Below are 17,401 nucleotides of genomic sequence, written 5' to 3'. Positions count from 1 at the left end.
CGCAACCCAAACCCCGAACAGGACCAACCCAGCCCCGCCGGCGATTGAGGCACAAGGACCCGAGCAACCTCAGCCCCGCCGACGATTGAGGCGCAAGAGCCCGAGCAACCTCAGCCCCGCCGACGATTGAGGCGCAAGGACCCGAGCAACCTCAGCCCCGCCGGCGATTGAGGCGCGGGGGCTCGGGGGCAGCGCCCCCGACACGGGCCCCCGGGGCGGGGCCCCGGGCGGGAGGGCGCCCGGGGCGCGGGTCAGAGGCGGGTCACCCGGTGACCGCCTCGTAGAGGCTGAACCCGGCCAGCGCCAGCATCAACCCCGCCGCCACCTTCGTAATCAACTTCAGCGGCACATACTTCATCAGCGTCCGCCCCCCGACGATCCCAATCCCCGCCACCGCCCACAGCGCCAGCACCGCCCCAAGCCCCACCGACACCGGGTCGTCGTACCGCGCCGCGAGATTCGCCGTCATGATCTGCGTCAGATCACCGAACTCGGCGACGAGGATCAGCATGAACCCGGCCCCGGAGACCTTCCAGAACGACTGGTCCGCCGGAGCCTTCACGCTCTCCCCGTCCTCGTCGTGCTTGCGCAGCAACAGCACCAGCGCCCCGGCGAGGAAGAGCACGCCGACCACCGCCTGCACCAGCCGGTGCGGCAGCAGCGTCAGCACGCTGCCCGCCGCGATCGCGAGCGCGACGTGCACCGCGAAGGCGGCGGCCACTCCGGCGAAGACATAGGACGCCCGGTAGCGGGTGCCCAGCATCAGACCGGCGAGGGCGGTCTTGTCGGGAAGCTCGGCGAGAAAGACGACGCCGAAGGTGATCGCCATGACAGTGAAACTGACCACGGGGGTGATTCCTCAATCGGTTCGGGCTGCCCGCACCGAGAGACCAGACGTGAACGGGGTCGCTTCGGCACGGCAGCGTCGGTAGGACACTGCGGCCGAAGGTCTCGCTGGCGGACCTCGCGGGTCCGCCTCCGGGCGCCGGCCGGACCCGAGGGTCCAGCAGTATGTCGACGGTCCGGCGAAGAGCTACTCCCCTTCTGCTCCGTTCAGGGTACGCCACCGCCCGCCGCCCCCTCCAGGCGCGACCCGCCCCGCCGAGGGCCTCACTCCCGCCGGTGCAGCTTCCCGCGCGCCACCAGCTCCAGCACGGTCGCGACCGCCACCGCCTGCACCGCCATCAGCCCGACCAGCACGAACAGCTGCACCGCGCCCGCCAGCAGCGGGGAGGCGCCGCCGAGCAGCATCCCGACGAAGGCCCCCGGAAGCGTGACCAGGCCCACGGTCCTGGTCTGGTCCAGCCCCGGCAGCAGCGCGTCCGCCGCCGAGCCCCGGGCGACCTCCAGCCGGGCGTCCCGGTCGAGCAGCCCGAGCGCCATCCCGGCCTCCACCTCGCCGTGCCGGGTCCTCAGCTCGTCCAGCGCCCGCCGCCCGGCGAGCACGGTCGCGGTGAGCGCGCCGCCGATGAGGATCCCGGCGACGGGGACCAGGGCGATGCCCTTCAGCGGTACGAGTCCGGTGAGCAGCAGCGCCGACACCACGGGCAGCACGCCGGCCCCGATGGGGACCGAGGCCCACCACCAGCTCCCGTTGGGGGTGATCCGCCGGCCGGCGGTGCGCGCGGCGACGGCGTACATCAGCAGGACGAACGCGAGGAGCAGCGGCAGGGAGCCGACCACCCAGCCGATGACGAGGGAGACGGCGGCGAGCTGGAGTGCGGCGCGGGCTCCGGCGATCAGGGTCTCCCGGGCTCGGCCGAGGTGGGCGAGCGCGACGACCGCCGCCGCGACGACGAGGAGGACGGCCAGTACGGCCCCGAAGGTGGCGTCGACCGTCAGCAGCACCCGGCAACCCTACGCCCGCGCCCCCGGCCGGCCGCCGAACCGCCCCGCGCACCCGGCGCCGCGCCCGGCCGCCCCGTACCGAATCACCCTGCCCCCGACCGCCTCGCACCCCCCGGGCGGCGCGCCCGACCACCCCGTACCAAACCACCCCGTACCCGAACACCAGTCAGAACAAAGCGCCCCACGAGTCGGACAAACCCCACCAGCAACCCAGCCAGAGTCACCGGAATGTGTCGGTCCGTCAGAACACTTGATCTGTCGTGTGCATGTCGTCACCCTGTAATCCGGTGCCTGTCTCACCGACACCCGGCCCCACCAGTCTGGCCACGCACCGCTGGTCACGCTCCCCCCACCGACGAGGAGTTCGCATGTCCGGTCTCTACGCGCGTCACCCCCACCGCCGCGCCATCGCGCGCCGTATCACCGCCCTCGCCGCCACCGCCGCCCTCGCCGTCGGCGGGCTGCTGGCCACCGCCCCGGCCGCGCAGGCCGCCCCGCCCACCCCCGTCAACGGAGCCACCGCGCGCGCCTATCTCGCCGATCTCACCGTGCGGGCCGAGGGCTCCTCCAGCGGCTACAGCCGCGACAAGTTCCCGCACTGGTCGACCCAGTCGGGCACGTGCAACACCCGCGAGGTCGTCCTCAAGCGCGACGGTGTGAACGTGGTGCAGAACTCCAGCTGCGCGGCGGTCAGCGGAAGCTGGTACTCCGAGTACGACGGAGCGACCTGGACCGCCGCCTCCGACGTGGACATCGACCACATCGTGCCGCTCTCCGAGGCGTGGCGCTCGGGCGCGAACAGCTGGACCACGGCGCAGCGGCAGTCCTTCGCCAACGACCTCGCCCGTCCCCAGCTGATCGCCGTCACCGACAACGTCAACCAGGCCAAGGGCGACAAGGACCCGGCCGAGTGGCTGCCCTCGCGCACCTCGTACGTCTGCACCTACGTCCGGATGTGGGTGCAGGTGAAGCACCACTACAAGATGACCGTCGACACCGCCGAGAAGAACGCGCTCCAGTCCTCGCTGAGCGGCTGCTGACGGCAGATCCCCGCGCGTCGTCCCCTCCGGAACCTGTCGCGCTCCTCCGTCGTTCCGTACCGTACGGGGCGACGGAGGAGGCACGGATGACGGCCGACGCGGTCGGGCTTCGCCTGGGACCACTGCTGCGGCACATCGGCCGGGAGACGGACGGGCGGGCGACCGTCTGGGTCGAGACCGAGCGGCCGTGCGCCGCCGAGGTCCGGTGCGCGGACGGCGCGGGCGGCTCCGCGCGCACCTTCTCGATCGCCGGTCACCACTACGCGCTGGTGACGGTCGCCGGGCTGAGCCCCGGCGCCACGACGGCGTACGAGGTCCTGCTGGACGGCGCGCGGGTCTGGCCCGAGCCGGATTCCGGCTTCCCCCCGTCCGTGATCACCGTCCCCGAGCCGTCCTCGGCCGCCGTGACCGTCACCTTCGGCTCCTGCCGCTGGGCCGCCAAGCCCTCCGGCGAGCACGATCCGGTCGGCCCGGACGCCCTGGACACGCTCGCCTCCCGGCTCGCCGCCGACCCGGCCGCCGAGCGCCCCGACGTCCTGCTGCTCCTCGGCGACCAGGTGTACGCGGACGAGGTCTCGGCGGACACCCGCGCCTGGCTGGCCGGCCGCCGCGATCTGGACGAGCCGCCCGGCGCGGAGGTCGCGGACTACGAGGAGTACACCCGGCTGTACGACGAGTCCTGGCGCGACCCCGAGGTGCGCTGGCTGCTCTCCACCGTGCCCAGCTGCATGATCTTCGACGACCATGACGTGATCGACGACTGGAACACCAGCGCCGCCTGGCTGGCGGAGATGCGGGCCCTGCCCTGGTGGCGGGAGCGGGTGCTCAGCGGGCTGATGTCGTACTGGGTCTATCAGCACCTCGGCAATCTCTCCCCCGCCGAGCTGGAGTCGGACCCGCTCTTCGCCGCCGTGCGGGCCGCCGACGACGGCACGGACGAGCTGCGGGCCTTCGCGGCCCGCGCGGACGCGGATCCGGCCACGGTGCGCTGGAGTTTCCGGCGCGATTTCGGCCGGACGCGGCTGCTGATGGTCGACACCCGGGCCGCCCGCGTCCTCGACGAGGGGCGCAGGTCGATGCTCGATCCGGAGGAGGCCGGCTGGCTGCGCGAGCAGGCGCTGGAGGATCCGGGGTCCTACGACCATCTCCTCATCGGCAGTTCGCTGCCCTGGCTGCTGCCCCCGCTCGTCCATGACACGGAGGGGTGGAACGCGGCGCTGTGCCGGGGCGAGCGCGGCGCGCGCTGGGCGCGGCTGGGCGAGAAGGTGCGCCGGGCCGCCGATCTGGAGCACTGGGCCGCGTTTCCGCCGTCCTTCGCGGCGCTGGCCTCGCTGATCGCGGAGGCCGGGCGGGGGCCGGGGGCCCCGGCGGGCGTCTATGTCCTCTCCGGGGACGTCCACCACGCGTATGTGGCCGAGCCCGACTGGCGGGGCGCGCCGGGTCCGGACGCCCGGGTGCTCCAGCTGACCTGCTCCCCCGTCCACAATTCCATTCCGCGCATGATCCAGCTGGGGTTCCACTTCGGCTGGAGCCGGGTGGGGCGGCGGCTGGGCCATCTGCTGGCGCGTCACGGGCGTACGGGGAGACCGCCGGTGCACTGGGAGCGCACGGGCGGTCCGTGGTTCGGCAATCAGCTGATGACGCTGACCCTGCGCGGGCGCTCGGCGCGGCTCCGGCTGGACCAGGCGCGGGAGGCGGGGCCCGGGGGGCGGGAGGGCCGGCGGCTGATCGCCGTGGAGGAGCGGGAGTTGACCGGGCCGGAGGACTGAGGGGCCCGACGGCTCGGGAGGCGGGGCGGGGCCGGCGGACCGAGTGCGGTCGGCGGACCGGGCGGGGGCGGACCGGACGGCGGCGGGGGCCGGGGCCCGGCGGTGGTCGGCGGAATCGGCCATGGGCGGCCTTAGCCGGACATCCGGCATGAGATTCCGATGAGAAACCTTCTCCGACCGAATGTTGAACTTGCAAGTATTAATCAGGTCTCCCTAACTTTGGCTCATTGGTTCCCTGTCCCCCACACACAGGAGTCCCCCCATGGCCAACACCGCGTTGACCGCAAAGCTCGACCAGTCCCAGCCGTATGTCATAGGCGCGTTCCGCATCGTCATAGGTCTGCTCTTCGCCTGCCACGGCGCGGCGTCGCTCTTCGGCGTGCTGGGCGGGGCCCACGGCGGCGGCACCGTCGAGACCGGGGCCTGGCCCGGTTGGTACGCCGCAGTCATCCAGTTCATCGGCGGCGGGCTCGTGATGCTCGGCGTCGGCACCCGCAGCGCCGCCTTCATCTGCTCCGGCTCGATGGCGTACGCGTACTTCGTGGAGCACCAGTCGGCGGGGCTGTTCCCGCTGGAGAACAGCGGCGAGGCCTCGGCGCTGTTCTGCTGGGCCTTCCTGCTGCTGGTCTTCACCGGCTCGGGCGCGCTGGCGCTGGACAAGCTGTTCGGCTCGCGGAGCGCCGGCCGCTCCCGGCAGGACGGGCGCGATTCGTCCGCCGTCACCGCCTGAACCACGCCGCCCCACCCGCACGGGGCGGACTGATCGGCTCATCGAGCGCCCGGCGTCTCTTCGGAGGCCCGGGCGCTTCCCCGTATCCGGGCGCTGCGCACCCGAACGGCTCGCGCGCGGTCCAGTAGGACCCCAGCCAGAATTCAGGACAGAAAGTGATGATCACAACATCGGCGACCCCCGGGTGATCTCTCGGCAAACGTCCGGCGTACGCTGTAGAGCTGTTACTGCCGCCACAACCGACCACCTCCAGCGTCGCGGCACGTCCACGAAACGGGGAGAGTCAAGGTGCTCGAGAGTCTGGGGTCGCTGACCAGCAGCCCTTGGATCTACGCAGTGGTGGCCCTCTCCGTACTCCTCGATGTCTTTCTGCCGGTGCTGCCGAGCGGTGTCCTGGTGATCACGGTGGCGACCGCCGCCGCGGCCGGTTCGACCACGGTCAGCACGGTCGCGGGCGCGGCCGAGCAGGTGCCGCGCGAGGTCCCCTCGCTGCTGGTCCTGGGCCTGTGCGCGGCCACCGCTTCCGTCCTCGGCGATCTCGTCGCCTACCGGCTGGCCCGGCGCGGCGGCGACCGCTTCGACCGGGCCATCGCCAAATCGCGCAGGCTGACCAGCGCGCACGCCCGGCTGGGCGCGACGCTCAACCGGGGCGGCGGGGCGCTCGTCGTGATCGCCCGCTTCGCTCCGGCCGGCCGCTCGGTGGTCTCCCTGGGAGCCGGCGCCGCCCACCGCAAGGTGAAGGACTTCCTTCCCTGGTCGGCTGTGGCGGGAGTGGTCTGGGCCGGATACAGCGTGGGCCTCGGATACTTCGGCGGCCAGTGGCTCGGCGCGAGCTGGTTCGGCGCGGCCGTCTCCGTCCTCGCGCTCTTCGGCGCGGGCGCGCTGGCGGCGTACGTCATGCGCCGCCGCCCGGTGACGGCGGCGGCCCCCGTCGCCGTGTGCGCCGACGCCTGAGGGCCCCGGCCCGGCAGTCCGACAGGCCCTGAGACCGCGACGGTCTCAGGGCTTCGCCGTACCCCGTATCTCCAGACCGTCGAGAAGCGCGCGGGTCGCCTCCGCTATGTCGTCGACGGCCCGGTCGAACACCTCCCGATTGTGCGCGGCGGGGGCCCGGAAACCGGACACCTTCCGTACGTACTGAAGGGCGGCGGCCCGGAAGTCGTCCTCGGTGGCCTCTTCGGGGAGCGCGGGCGGGCGGAGGGTCTTGATACTGCGGCACATGTCTTTAGTGTGCACCCGCCCACTGACAACCGGGCCGTCGCCGGCGAGCAGGGCCGGGGCCCGGCCCCGACCGGCGCGGCACGCGGCCTCGATGACGGCGCCGCGGACCGGGCGAGCGGGTCGACCTCGCCGGACGGCGCCGTCCGAACCGGCTCGGCCCCCGGGGGCGGTCTTGTGGATCCGCCCGCCGGGCTGCTGCCATGGCGGGACGGTCGGCGCGACTGCTGGGGGTCCGGGTGGAGAAGCTGAGAGTCACCGCGTGGAAGCGGTACGGGCACGACCGCCTCTATGTGAATCTGCCCGACGGCACCTCGGTCGCCTGGGCGGACCGCAGAACGGGCGAGGTCACCTTCCTCACCCCCCACTACCGCGACACGGTCCTCGACGCGCTCGCCCGCCATGCCCCGGCCGACCCCGCGCCCCCGGCGCACGCCCCCGACTCGTCCGTGCCGCCGCCCCGGACCCGGCCCGCGCCCCTCCTGCCCCCGCTCACCCCGGAGAACGACCTCGCCCGCCGCCGTCCCGGCGCCGCCCTGCGCGAACTGCTCGCCGAGTCCGGACCCGGCCCGCTGGAACGGCTCCTCGACCGGCTGCTGCGCCGCCGCTCCGAGTGGGACTCCTGGCGGCAGGGCCTCGCCGGGGAGCGCCTGGTCGGCGCGGAGCTGAACCGGCTCACCCGGCGCGGCTGGCATGTGCTCCACTCCGTGCCGCTGCCGCGCGAGGTCGACATCGACCATCTGCTGATCGGCCCGGGCGGGGTCTTCTCCGTCAACGCCAAGCACCACAACGGCAAACCGGTCCGGGTCGACCAGGACACCGTACGGATCGGCGACGGCCCGCCCCACCCCTATCTGGTCAAGAGCCGCTCCGAGGCCCGGCGCGTCCGCGCCGTACTGGAGCGTTTCTGCCCCTTCGACGTCCCTGTGCAGCCGGTCCTCGTCTTCGTCGGCGTCACCGCACTCGACCTCTCAGCCGCTCCCCCCGACGTCCGCGTCTACCGGCAGCGCCACGTCTCCGCCCTCGGCCCCCTGTCCGGAGCGCTCACCTCCGCCCAATCCGACCAAATCTTCGACATCGCCCGCGACCGGCGCGCCTGGCTGTCCGCCTGACTCCCCCACATCCGCGCGCCGACCCGCGACGCCGCCCGACCAGGCCGAACCCGGGCCCGCTGAAGGCCCCCGTCGCCGTCCATCGATGAACACCGGTCCCCGGGCCGGGATCCCGTCGGGCCGACCGGGGTGCGGCGGCCCGAACTCCGGGCGCGGGAGCGGGATCCGGGCGCGCACGTCAAGATCACGTGGGGATGTGGACTCTTCGCGGACTCCGGGCAAGGGAACGGCCCTCCGATCGTGATCGACCGAAGGGCCTGAACAGACTCTCGCCTGCTGCGTCCTACTGGTGGGCGCGGACGGTTTCGAACCGCCGACATCTGCTTTGTAAGAGCAGCGCTCTACCCCTGAGCTACGCACCCGTGGATGAGAGAACAGCGTACATGGCCCCCGGCCCCGCCCCGCAAACCCGTTCCCCCGCGTCAGGGGCAGGGCGGGGAGGTCAGAGGCCCGACGCGACGCGAGGCGGGGAGGGGGAGGGGGCGAGGAGGGGCGGGGGGTAACCCCACCATGGAGAGGGTGGGCGACAGGATCGTGGTGGGGGCGGGGGGCTCGTAGCGTGGGGGGATGTTGACAGGGACACGGGGGGAATGATCTTCATGGCGGCGAATGGCAGGGGTTTCCGCGCTCGGCGGGCGGGTTGGGTCCGGGGGGTTGTCGGGCTGGGGGGCGCGGGGCTGCTGGTGGGGGTGCTCGCCGGGTGCGGGGGGACGGAGGTGGACGAGGCGCCGGTGGAGCGGAAGGCGTTCGCGCTCGACGGGGAGCGGCTGACGATCGACAGCGACAACTCGTTCGTCGAGGTCGTCGCGGCCGATGTGAAGAAGGTCGAGGTGAGCCGGCAGGTCGACGGCTGGGTGTTCCTCGGGAGCGGCCCGGAGGCGTCGTGGAAGATGTCGAAGGACCGGCTCGTCCTGCGGATGGACTGCTCGGGCGTCGCCAGTGACTGCCGGGCGCGGCAGACCGTGAAGGTGCCGCGCGGGGTCGCGGTGACGGTGCTGGACGACAACGGGGGCGTGACCGCGTCCGGCTTCGGCACGCCGCTGCGGATCGAGTCGGACAACGGCGATGTGACCGTGCGGGACACCACCGGCGCGCTGGAGCTGCTGACCGACAACGGGAAGGTCACCACCGAGCGGGTCGCCGCGAAGACGCTGAAGGCCCGGTCCGACAACGGGGACGTGCGGATCGGGCTGAAGGACGGGGCCGTGCCGGAGCGGTTGGAGACCGTCAGCGACAACGGGGGGATCCGGATCGAGCTGCCGTCGGCGGGGGCTCCGTACGCCGTCACGGCCAAGAGCGACAACGGGTCGGTGGACGTCGATGTGCCGACCGACGACGCCAGCTCCCATGTCGTGACCGCCCGCAGCGACAACGGATCGGTGAAGGTGCGCGCGGCGGAGTAGTCCCCGCCCGGGAGGCCGGGCGGCGGGCGGTGAATCGTCCGGCCCGTGTGTTCGCCGTTGCCAGGTGCGAGAATGTACCGGGTACGGCGACGCAGCACGGGAGAGGGATGTGACGGCGACACACGCGCGGCCGCATGCGGGAGCGACAGCGAGTGCAGTCCGGGATGTCCTGGCCCTGATGCTGCTGCCGGCGCCGCTGGCCGTGGCGGTGTGGTCCGCCTCGTTCACCGGGGGCGGTACGCGACGCTGGTTCGGCGGGCGCGGGGAGAGCCAGCGGGCCGACGCGCAGGCCGCCAAGGACGCCGCCGCCGCTGCCTTCTACGAGTTGGACAGCGCCCAGCGCGAGCTGAGGATCTCGATCGAGACGATCACCGCCGTGGACAGTTCGCCGCGGGCGCGCCGGGCGGCGGAGGGTTTCGAGGCGCTCGGGCGGCGGATCGACGAGGTCAGCCACCGTTACATCGCGGCCGTCGACGCGCACGATCTCGACCGGGACGATCTGGAGCCCTCCATCGCCTCCCGGGCGCGCGGCGAGCTGAGCCGCGCCAAGGACGAGCTGGTCGGGGTGAAGACGGAGCTGGACCGCTTCGGCGAGGAGCTGGGTCCGCTGCTGGACACGGCGGAGTCCCAGCTCGCCCGGCTCGCCCCCGCCGTGGAGCGGGCGAGAGCGGCGCTCTTGTCCGCGAGCAATGCTCTGGACACGGTGCGCGGCTCCGGAATGCGGGCGGACGATCTGGCCGCGCGGCTCGCCGCCCTCGCCCCCGAGCTGACCATGCTCAATCAGGGCGCGGGCCGGCACGGGGTCCCCGAGACCCTGCACCGCGCCGACCGGGTGCTGCGGGACGCCGAAGCCGTACGGGCCGAGGCGGAGCAGCTGCCCGAGCGGGCCGCCGAGATCGACCGGCGGCTGGTGTCCCTGCGGACCCGTGCCGAGGCCCTCACCACCCGTACCGCCTCGGTCGAACCGGTCCTCAGCGAGCTGCGGCGCCGTTTCACCGCAGCCTGCTGGCAGGATCTCCAGCCCGTGCCCGAGCAGGCCGCCCTCGGTCTGCGGCAGGCCGGGGAGAAGCTCCGGGAGGCGGCCGGCGCCCGGGACGAACAGCGCTGGCCGGACGCGACCGCCCTGCTCGGCACCGTACGCGCGCTGCTGAACAGCACCGACGAGGCCGTGTCGGCGGCCGGGGACCGGCTCCAGCGGCTCAACGCCGTCGCGAAGGACCCCCGGCAGGAGATCGACCGCACGCGGTTCGCCGTACGCGACGCCCAGCGGCTCGCGATGGCCGGCCGCCAGACGCCCGATCCCCGGCACGCCCGGCCGCTCGACGAGGCCGTCGCCCGGCTGGACCGCGCCGTGGCCGCCCTCGACGGCCGTCACCCCGACTACTGGCACTTCCTCACCGAGAACGAGGAGGTCCGCCGGGCCGCCGCCCGCGTGGTCGAGCGGATCCGGGAGGAGCGGGGCGGGGGCGCGGCCTGAGCCCCCTCCTCCGACGCCCCGCCGCTGCCGCCCCCTCCTCCGACGCCCCGCCGCTGCCAGGACATGGGCGGGCGGCCGGCGGCGGGTACGAGCCGCGAGTGCCGACCACGGTACGAGCCCCCAGGCGCGAACCGCGGGCGCCGGCCGCCGTACAAGCCCTCACGTACGAGCCCCGGACGGCGATCCCGCACCCGACAGCCGTACGAGCCGCAGGCACGCCCTTCGCCATCGCGCCCGGCCCACCACGGCGAGTTCGCGACCGACGCCCCGGCCGGTTCCGGACCGAAGCCCCGGCGCCTTCGAGGCCGACGCCCGCGGCCAGTTCGGCTCGTACGGCCCTCCGTGGCCCCGGCCCGGAACGCGTAGCCTGAGGCCATGCCCCGATACGATTTCCGCTGCCGCAGCTGCGGCGACACCTTCGAAGTGAACCGGCCGATGGCCCAGTCCTCCGACCCCGCGCCCTGTCCGGCGGGCCACGACGACACCGTCAAGCTGCTGTCCGCGGTCGCCGTCGGCGGCTCCTCGTCCTCCTCCGCGCCCGCGCCGGGCGGCGGCGGGGGCGGCGGGGGCTGCTGCGGAGGCGGCTGCTGCGGCTGAGATCCCGCTCCCCCCTCAGGCCCCCAGATGGCGCAGGACCGCCAGCACCCTGCGCGAGTAGCCCGCCGTGCGCGGCAGCTCCAGCTTGTCGAAGATCGCGTTGATGTGTTTCTCGACCGCGCTCTGCGACACATGGAGCCGCCGCGCGATGGCCCCGTTCGCGTGGCCCTGCGCCATCTCGCCGAGGACGTCCCGCTCCCGCGCCGTGAGCCGGGCCAGCGGATCGGCGCCCGCGCCCCGGGTGAGGAGCTGGCGTACGACGTCGGGGTCGAAGGCGGCCCGGCCCCGGCCGACCCGGTCCAGGGCGTCGAGGAACTCGTCGACCTGGACCACCCGGTCCTTGAGGAGATAGCCGACGCCCTCCGAGTCGGAGGTCAGCAGCTCGGCGGCGTACCGCTTCTCGACGTACTGGGAGAGCACCAGCACCCCCACCCCGGGCCACCGCCGGCGGATCTCCAGGGCGGCGCGGAGGCCCTCGTCGGTGTGGGTGGGCGGCATGCGGACGTCGGCCACGACGACGTCGGGGCGTTCGGCGGCGACGGCCGCGAGGAGCTGTTCGCCGTCGCCGACCGCCGCGAGGACCTCATGGCCCTCCTCCGCGAGGAGGCGTATCAGCCCCTCCCGCAGCAGGGTCGAGTCCTCGGCCAGGATTACGCGCACGGCAGCTCCGCTGTGATCGTGGTGGGTCCGCCGGGCGGGCTGTGCACCGCGAACCGGCCGTCGAGGGCGGCGACCCGGCTCGCCAGGCCGGTGAGACCGCCGCCCGCCGGGTCCGCGCCGCCCGAGCCGTCGTCCTCGACGGACAGCCGCAGGATCTCGCGGTCGCGCCGCAGGCTCACCCCTATCCGGGTGGCTCCCGAATGCTTCACCACATTGGTGACCGCCTCGGAGACCACGAAGTACGCCACGGTCTCCACCTGCCGGGCGGCCGGCCGGGCGATGTCGTACTCGACCCGTACGGGCAGCGGGGTGCGCTCGGCGACGGTCTCCAGCGCGGCGCGCAGCCCGGCCTCGTCCAGCACGGTCGGATAGACCCGCCAGGCGACCTCGCGCAGTTCGGCGAGGGCCCGGCGGCTCTCCTCGTGGGCCTGGAGGAGGAGCCGGTCGGCGTGCTCGGGGTCGCGGCTCCGGCGGGCGCGGCCCAGGAGCATCCCGAGGACGACCAGCCGCTGCTGGACTCCGTCGTGGAGATCGCGTTCGATACGGCGGCGCTCGTCGTTGACCGCGTCCATGACCTCCGCGCGGCTGACGGCCAGCTGGGCGATGCGCAGCTCCAGCCGGTCCTGTCTGCTGGGGCCGAGGAGGCGACGGGCGAGCCGGACCTCCAGCAGGACGGTGCCGTGGACGCCCTGGGCGCAGAGGATCACGATGAAGAGTCCGAGGAAGCCCGCGCCGACGACCTCCAGCGGATAGTCGATGTCCGTGACGAACCAGCCGAGGAGCGCGAAGAGCACCCAGGAGAGACCGGTGAGCGCGGAGCCCACGATGAGTCCGCCGAGCAGGCCCAGCGGGATCCGGGCGGCGGCGTGGCGGGCGGCCCGGGCGGCTTCGGAGGGGGAGGCGAGCGGCGGGCGGGGGAGGCGGTCGCCGTAGAACCGTGCCATCCTGCGCAGCTCGATTCCGGCCACTGTGGTGGCGAGCGCGGCCAGTGGGCGGGCCGCCGCCCGGCGTCCGCGCGGCCAAGCCAGGGCGGGCAGAAGAATCATGACCGCGAAGAGTGCGAGAATCAGTTCGAGCACGGCGGTGGCGGCCCCTGCGGTCAGCCCCGCCAGGTAGCGCGCACCGAGTGCCGCGACCTCTCGGCCGGTCCTCCGGCCCAGTGCTCTGTCCATGATCGGTCACGCTAGCCGGTCGTCCCGCTCCGCACACTGGGGTGCGCCACAGGGAAACCTGCGGTGCGCTTCAGCCTCTCTTCAGCTGCGGTTTTCTACCGTGAAAGGCATGCATTCCATGATCATGAGCAGCGCTGCGGCTACCGAGAGCAGTGCTCCGGGCTGGGTCAACAGCATGATGGACACCCTGGGAGCACCGGGGGCCGGCATCGCCATCGCCCTGGAGAACCTCTTCCCGCCGCTGCCCAGCGAGGTGATCCTGCCGCTGGCCGGGTTCGCGGCGAGCACCGGGCAGATGAATCTCTACGCCGCTCTGCTGTGGACCACCGCCGGTTCGGTGATCGGCGCGCTGGCGCTGTACGGGGTGGGAGCGCTGCTCGGGCGGGAGCGTACGGTCGCGATCGCCGCGAAGCTGCCGCTGGTGAAGGTCTCGGACATCGAGAAGACGGAGGCCTGGTTCGCCAAGCACGGCACGAAGGCGGTGTTCTTCGGGCGAATGATTCCGATCTTCCGCTCGCTGATATCCGTGCCGGCCGGCGTCGAGCGGATGCCGATCCCGATCTTCCTCGGGCTGACGACGCTCGGCAGCGCGATCTGGAACACGATCTTCGTGATGGCGGGATATCTGCTCGGGGAGAACTGGACGGAGGTGACCGGCTATGTCTCCACCTACTCCAAGGTGGTGCTGGCGTTCGCGGTCGTCGGCCTCCTGGCCTTCATCGGGGTGCGCGTCTTCAAGCCGGGGGCGGGCAGCCGGCGCAAGTGACCGCGCGGGGGCGCGGGCGACCGCCGAACCCCCTCGCACCTGAACGAAACACCGCGCGCCCGGGTCCGGATCCCCTCCGGACCCGGGCGCTCGTGTGTGTACGGGCGCGGGGCTACGCGCGCAGGAAGCGGCGGAGGATCTCCTCGCCCGCCGCGACGCCCCGCTCCGCCAGGGCCTCCACCTGGGGCGCGCTCCAGCCGGCGTCGGCCAGTTCGCCGTGGCCGGGACGCCAGGCGCGGTCGGCGGCGAGCAGCAGATCGGCGTCGAGGAGGGAGTCCCCGGCCGCCAGGATCCGGTCCGCGCCGACGCGGCGGGCCACCTCGCGGACGGCGGCGCTCTTGGTGAGCGGCCGCGGTACGGCGTAGATCTTGCGGCCCTGGAGCGAGACCGACCAGCCCCGGGGTCCGGCCCACTCGGCCAGTTCCTTGACCCAGTCGCCGGGGAGCAGCGCGCGGTCGACGACGAGGTAGGCGAAGAGGTCCTCGGCGGTGCGCTCCTTGAGCAGCCAGGCCGGGTCGGCGGCGGCCGACAGATGCGCGCGGACCTCGTCGAGCGGGGCGCACTCTGCGGCGAGCCGGCCGGCGACCCGCCGCCGCCAGTCCTCGTCGGTCACTCCGTCGACGAGGAGGTGTCCGCCGTTGGCGCAGACGGCGTACGCGGGCGGGGGGCCGGGGAGGTGGATCCGGCCGTACTGCTCACGGGTGCGGGTGGTGGCGGGGACGAAGAGCGTCTCGGCGGCGAGCCGGGTCAGCAGTCCGGCCGCGGTCTCGGTGACGTACGAGAGCGGCTTGCGGTCGTACACCTCGACGCAGAGCAGCCGGGGGGCCTCCGCGTCGGCCATGGTGAGCTGGAGCGCTCCGGCGGAGTAGATGAGCGTACGGTCCAGATCGCTCGCGATCAGGGTCCCGGCGCGCGCGCCGGGCGTGCGGGGGGCTCCGGGGGTGCTGGGGGTGCTCACAGGGCCGTCACCGCCGTGCCGTCGGCGCCGGTCGCGCCCCGGGTGTAGCGGGGGTGGATGAGCCCGACGCAGCTGTACGGCAGCTCCCCGACCTCTTCGACGGGGACGCCGCGCTGGGCGGCCAGCAGCCGCACATGGTCGAGGTCGGCCCCCGCCCCGGCGCGGGCGAGGATCTTCCAGGGGACGCGGCGCAGCAGCACCCGGGTGGTCTCGCCGACGCCGGGCTTGACCAGGTTCATGTCGTGGATGCCGTACTCCTCGCTGATCCGCTCGACGGCGGCCCAGCCCTCCCAGGTGGGGGCGCGGTCGGCGGACAGCCGCTCCTTGACGTCGGCGTCCACGGCGGCGTGCGTCTCGGCGAACCGGGCGGACACGGCGTCGAGGAAGTGGCCGGAGACGTCCGCGCCGGCCAGCTCGCGGTAGAACTTCGCGCCGTGGAAGTCGTCCGGGCCGACGAGGTCTGAGCGCAGGACCGTACGGGAGACCAGTCCGGAGACGGTGGAGTTGAGGCAGGCCGAGGGGATGAGGAAGTCCTCGCGGGTGCCGTATGTGCGGACGCAGCCGCCGGGGTCGGCGAGGACGGCGATCTCCGGGCGGAAGCCCTCGAAGGCGGCGAGCGCCGAGGTCAGCTCGCGGGTGATGGCCCCCTTGCCGGTCCAGCCGTCGACGAAGACGATGTCGGCCGGGTCGTGGTGGAGGCTCAGCCAGCGCAGGGCGTTGGCGTCGATGCCCCGGCCCCGGACGATGGAGACGGCGTAGTGCGGCAGGTCGAGGCCGTGGCGGCGCTGGGCCCAGCGGCGCATCAGGATGCCGACGGGGGTGCCGGCCCGGGCCAGCGAGACCAGCACGGGGCGCGGGGAGGCGGTCTCGGCGAGGACGGTCTCGGTGACGGTGCCGACGGCGCGGGCGATACGGGCGGCGGAGTTCTCCAGCGCGGTGTGGAAGAGCCGCTGGTAGTCGGCGCTGGGCTGGTACTCGACGGGGAGGGATTCGGCGTAGTGCGCGCCACCGCTCTGTATCGCCTCCTCGCGCTCCTCGGTGGGGGCCTCCAGCTCGACGTCCGAGAGGTCCTGGAGCAGCCAGCCGACCTCGTCGGGGGCGTACGAGGAGAAGGCGGGGCCGCGCAGCGGCTCGGGGAGGCCGCCCGAGGGCGCGGGGAGGCCGCCCGAGGGCGCGGGCGGGGGCGGTGCGGGCGGCATGGCGGCCCCTTCGGGGACATGGCTGGGCACGGCGGCGAGCAGCACGTGCGGGATGTGGGCGGCGAGCCGGTCCAGGAGGCCGCCGGGGGCGTGGAGCGCCGGGGTGTCGGCGACCGAGTCGACGACGGCGACGACGGCGTCGAATCCGCCGCCCGCCACGTTGTAGGCGTAGCGCTCGCCGGGTCCGTCGGCGGGGTCGTCGTGCGCGGGGAAGACGAGTCGGGTGCGGATGGCGTAGCCGGGGTCGTCCACGGCGAGGACGGGCGAGCGGGTGGTGGTGGAGAAGCGGATCTCGGCGGAGGTCAGGCGCTCCAGGGCGGTGCCGAGGCGCAGGGGGGCGTACATCAGCTCCTCGAAGCCGAGGAGCAGGACGCGGCGCGGGGGCGACGCGGCCGGTCCGGGCGCGGGCTCCCCGGGCGCGGGCTCCCCGGGCGCGGGCTCTCCCGGGGCGGCGCTCAGGCCGAGGGCTTCGGCGATCCGGGCCGCCATCGCCGGGAGGGCCGCCTCCAGCCGCTCGCGGTGCGCGGGGAGGAAGCCGTGCCGGCCGCCGTCGGGCAGATCGGCGGGCCAGTCCAGCTCGACGCGGCGCACGGCCGCGGCCCGGGGCGCGGGAGCGGCGGTGTCGGGCGCGGGGGCGGTGTCGTCGGGCGCGGGGACGGTGCCGGGGGCGGTGTCGGGCGCGGCGGCCGTGTCGTACCGGGCGACCAGCGCCTGCCCCTTCTCCAGCACGGCGTCCGGGAGGCTCACGGTCCCCGAGGCCAGGGCGACCAGATCGATCCGGGCCCCGATCTCCTCGGCGAAGGCGTCCAGCCGGTCGCGGTCCGCCGGAGCGCGCATGTCGACCAGCGCCACGATCACATAGCGCTCGCGCGGGGCGATCCGGTGCAGCTCGCGGACGGTGTTCAGCACGGTGTTCCCGGTGGAGAACTCGTCGTCCACCAGGATCAGCGGGCCCGGCCGCGTCAGCAGCAGCGGATCCGCCGGGAGCAGCAGATGGGAGGTGGCGTGGGAGTGGGCCTCCTCGAAGCCGCCCGCGCCGGTCATGCCCCGGACCGGGCGGCGGGTGGAGTGCAGATAGGGCGCGAGGGCCACGCCGTCGGCGACGGAGTGTCCGAGTCCGGTCGCGGTCTCCGCGTAGCCGAGGACCACCGCGCGGGCGGCCTCCTCGTCGCCGAGCAGGGCGCGGACGCGTACGCCCAGGTCATGGCCGACGCCGTGGACCACGGCAGGCGACTGGGGCACGTGCTTGCCCAGCACCTGGGAGACCAGCAGATGCGCCCGCTTCGGGTTGCGGCGCAGGGCCAGCCCCAGCAGCTCGGGCAGGCGTGCGTCGCCCTCCAGCCCTATGCCCAGCCGCTGTGCGACCCATGTACCCGACCAGACCACCGCGGCCGCCTCTTCTCTCGTCCTCGGCCGGGGGCCGGTCGGCCCGCCGGTCGCCGTCCTCGGCCC

General features: G+C 73.9%; 16 protein-coding genes and 1 tRNA gene. 9 read left to right on the top strand and 8 right to left on the bottom strand.

From position 1 onward, the window contains the following. Positions 1–262 precede the first annotated feature (262 nt). Positions 263–847 (bottom strand): TMEM165/GDT1 family protein, encoded by a 585-nt coding sequence (locus ACF089_RS10620; RefSeq protein WP_392024574.1) that lies wholly within the window; start codon positions 845–847, stop codon positions 263–265. Positions 848–1,110: 263 nt separating this feature from the next. Next, positions 1,111–1,848, bottom strand: coding sequence for an ABC transporter permease (locus tag ACF089_RS10615; RefSeq protein ID WP_392024572.1), 738 nt, complete (start codon positions 1,846–1,848; stop codon positions 1,111–1,113). A gap of 368 nt (positions 1,849–2,216) precedes the next feature. Here ACF089_RS10615 and ACF089_RS10610 point away from each other — a divergent pair, with 368 nt between their 5' ends. The 4 genes from ACF089_RS10610 to ACF089_RS10595 all read left to right on the top strand — a co-directional run bounded on the left by ACF089_RS10610 (position 2,217) and on the right by ACF089_RS10595 (position 6,341). Further along, entirely contained in the window at positions 2,217–2,888 is a 672-nt protein-coding gene (locus tag ACF089_RS10610; RefSeq protein WP_392024569.1) for an HNH endonuclease family protein, read from the top strand. 86 nt (positions 2,889–2,974) lie between these two features. Then, positions 2,975–4,657, top strand: coding sequence for an alkaline phosphatase D family protein (locus tag ACF089_RS10605; protein WP_392024566.1), 1,683 nt, complete (start codon positions 2,975–2,977; stop codon positions 4,655–4,657). A 262-nt stretch (positions 4,658–4,919) separates the two neighbouring features. Continuing rightward, positions 4,920–5,387, top strand: a complete 468-nt coding sequence (locus ACF089_RS10600; protein WP_392024563.1) for a DoxX family protein — start codon at positions 4,920–4,922, stop codon at positions 5,385–5,387. Between the two features lie 288 nt (positions 5,388–5,675). Continuing rightward, complete coding sequence (locus ACF089_RS10595) at positions 5,676–6,341, top strand: DedA family protein (protein WP_392024560.1); 666 nt, start codon at positions 5,676–5,678, stop codon at positions 6,339–6,341. A gap of 45 nt (positions 6,342–6,386) precedes the next feature. Here ACF089_RS10595 and ACF089_RS10590 read toward each other — a convergent pair whose 3' ends face one another. Then, positions 6,387–6,608 carry a DUF2277 domain-containing protein gene (locus ACF089_RS10590; protein WP_392024557.1) on the bottom strand — a complete coding sequence of 74 codons (222 nt, stop codon included), beginning with the start codon at positions 6,606–6,608 and terminating at the stop codon, positions 6,387–6,389. 200 nt (positions 6,609–6,808) lie between these two features. Between ACF089_RS10590 and ACF089_RS10585 the strand changes: the two genes are divergently transcribed. Beyond that, positions 6,809–7,717: a nuclease-related domain-containing protein gene (locus ACF089_RS10585; RefSeq protein WP_392024554.1), complete on the top strand. Its 909-nt coding sequence runs from the start codon at positions 6,809–6,811 to the stop codon at positions 7,715–7,717. Positions 7,718–8,004: 287 nt separating this feature from the next. Here the strand turns inward: ACF089_RS10585 and ACF089_RS10580 are convergent. Beyond that, a tRNA-Val gene (locus ACF089_RS10580) sits at positions 8,005–8,079 on the bottom strand. A 354-nt stretch (positions 8,080–8,433) separates the two neighbouring features. Between ACF089_RS10580 and ACF089_RS10575 the strand changes: the two genes are divergently transcribed. The 3 genes from ACF089_RS10575 (at position 8,434) to ACF089_RS10565 (ending at position 11,194) form a co-directional block, all read left to right on the top strand. Next, a complete protein-coding gene (locus ACF089_RS10575; protein ID WP_392024551.1) occupies positions 8,434–9,120 on the top strand; it encodes a DUF4097 family beta strand repeat-containing protein in 687 nt (228 codons plus the stop codon). Between the two features lie 109 nt (positions 9,121–9,229). Then, positions 9,230–10,597: a hypothetical protein gene (locus ACF089_RS10570; RefSeq protein ID WP_392024549.1), complete on the top strand. Its 1,368-nt coding sequence runs from the start codon at positions 9,230–9,232 to the stop codon at positions 10,595–10,597. Between the two features lie 375 nt (positions 10,598–10,972). Next, positions 10,973–11,194, top strand: coding sequence for a zinc ribbon domain-containing protein (locus ACF089_RS10565; RefSeq protein ID WP_392024547.1), 222 nt, complete (start codon positions 10,973–10,975; stop codon positions 11,192–11,194). Between the two features lie 15 nt (positions 11,195–11,209). On the opposite strand, the gene ACF089_RS10560 is transcribed toward ACF089_RS10565, so the two are convergent. Both ACF089_RS10560 and ACF089_RS10555 read right to left on the bottom strand, forming a co-directional pair. Beyond that, positions 11,210–11,854, bottom strand: coding sequence for a response regulator (locus ACF089_RS10560; RefSeq protein ID WP_392024545.1), 645 nt, complete (start codon positions 11,852–11,854; stop codon positions 11,210–11,212). Next, the gene (locus tag ACF089_RS10555) at positions 11,845–13,026 is read right to left on the bottom strand and encodes a sensor histidine kinase (RefSeq protein ID WP_392024543.1); all 1,182 of its coding nucleotides are present in this window, start codon (positions 13,024–13,026) and stop codon (positions 11,845–11,847) included. The genes ACF089_RS10560 and ACF089_RS10555 overlap by 10 nt, the downstream gene beginning before the upstream one ends. 118 nt (positions 13,027–13,144) lie before the next feature. On the opposite strand from ACF089_RS10555, the gene ACF089_RS10550 reads away from it, so the two are divergent. After that, positions 13,145–13,792, top strand: coding sequence for a DedA family protein (locus ACF089_RS10550; protein WP_392024785.1), 648 nt, complete (start codon positions 13,145–13,147; stop codon positions 13,790–13,792). Between the two features lie 112 nt (positions 13,793–13,904). Here ACF089_RS10550 and ACF089_RS10545 read toward each other — a convergent pair whose 3' ends face one another. Both ACF089_RS10545 and ACF089_RS10540 read right to left on the bottom strand, forming a co-directional pair. Further along, entirely contained in the window at positions 13,905–14,750 is an 846-nt protein-coding gene (locus ACF089_RS10545; RefSeq protein WP_392024541.1) for an HAD family hydrolase, read from the bottom strand. Next, positions 14,747–17,335: a phosphoribosyltransferase gene (locus ACF089_RS10540; RefSeq protein ID WP_392024539.1), complete on the bottom strand. Its 2,589-nt coding sequence runs from the start codon at positions 17,333–17,335 to the stop codon at positions 14,747–14,749. The genes ACF089_RS10545 and ACF089_RS10540 overlap by 4 nt, the downstream gene beginning before the upstream one ends. Positions 17,336–17,401 lie beyond the last annotated feature (66 nt).

It is taken from the genome of Streptomyces sp. NPDC014894, assembly GCF_043080985.1.
Lineage (GTDB): Bacteria > Actinomycetota > Actinomycetes > Streptomycetales > Streptomycetaceae > Streptomyces.
This window is presented reverse-complemented; position numbering and strand designations above follow the sequence as displayed.

Excerpts from the sequence above, each read along its gene's own strand:
- ACF089_RS10610 (WP_392024569.1), top strand. The coding sequence starts at position 2,217 with ATGTCCGGTCTCTACGCGCGTCACCCCCACCGCCGCGCCATCGCGCGC.
- ACF089_RS10605 (WP_392024566.1), top strand. The coding sequence starts at position 2,975 with ATGACGGCCGACGCGGTCGGGCTTCGCCTGGGACCACTGCTGCGGCAC.
- ACF089_RS10600 (WP_392024563.1), top strand. The coding sequence starts at position 4,920 with ATGGCCAACACCGCGTTGACCGCAAAGCTCGACCAGTCCCAGCCGTAT.
- ACF089_RS10590 (WP_392024557.1), bottom strand. The coding sequence starts at position 6,608 with ATGTGCCGCAGTATCAAGACCCTCCGCCCGCCCGCGCTCCCCGAAGAG.
- ACF089_RS10585 (WP_392024554.1), top strand. The coding sequence starts at position 6,809 with ATGGCGGGACGGTCGGCGCGACTGCTGGGGGTCCGGGTGGAGAAGCTG.
- ACF089_RS10565 (WP_392024547.1), top strand. The coding sequence starts at position 10,973 with ATGCCCCGATACGATTTCCGCTGCCGCAGCTGCGGCGACACCTTCGAA.
- ACF089_RS10555 (WP_392024543.1), bottom strand. The coding sequence starts at position 13,026 with ATGGACAGAGCACTGGGCCGGAGGACCGGCCGAGAGGTCGCGGCACTC.
- ACF089_RS10550 (WP_392024785.1), top strand. The coding sequence starts at position 13,145 with ATGATCATGAGCAGCGCTGCGGCTACCGAGAGCAGTGCTCCGGGCTGG.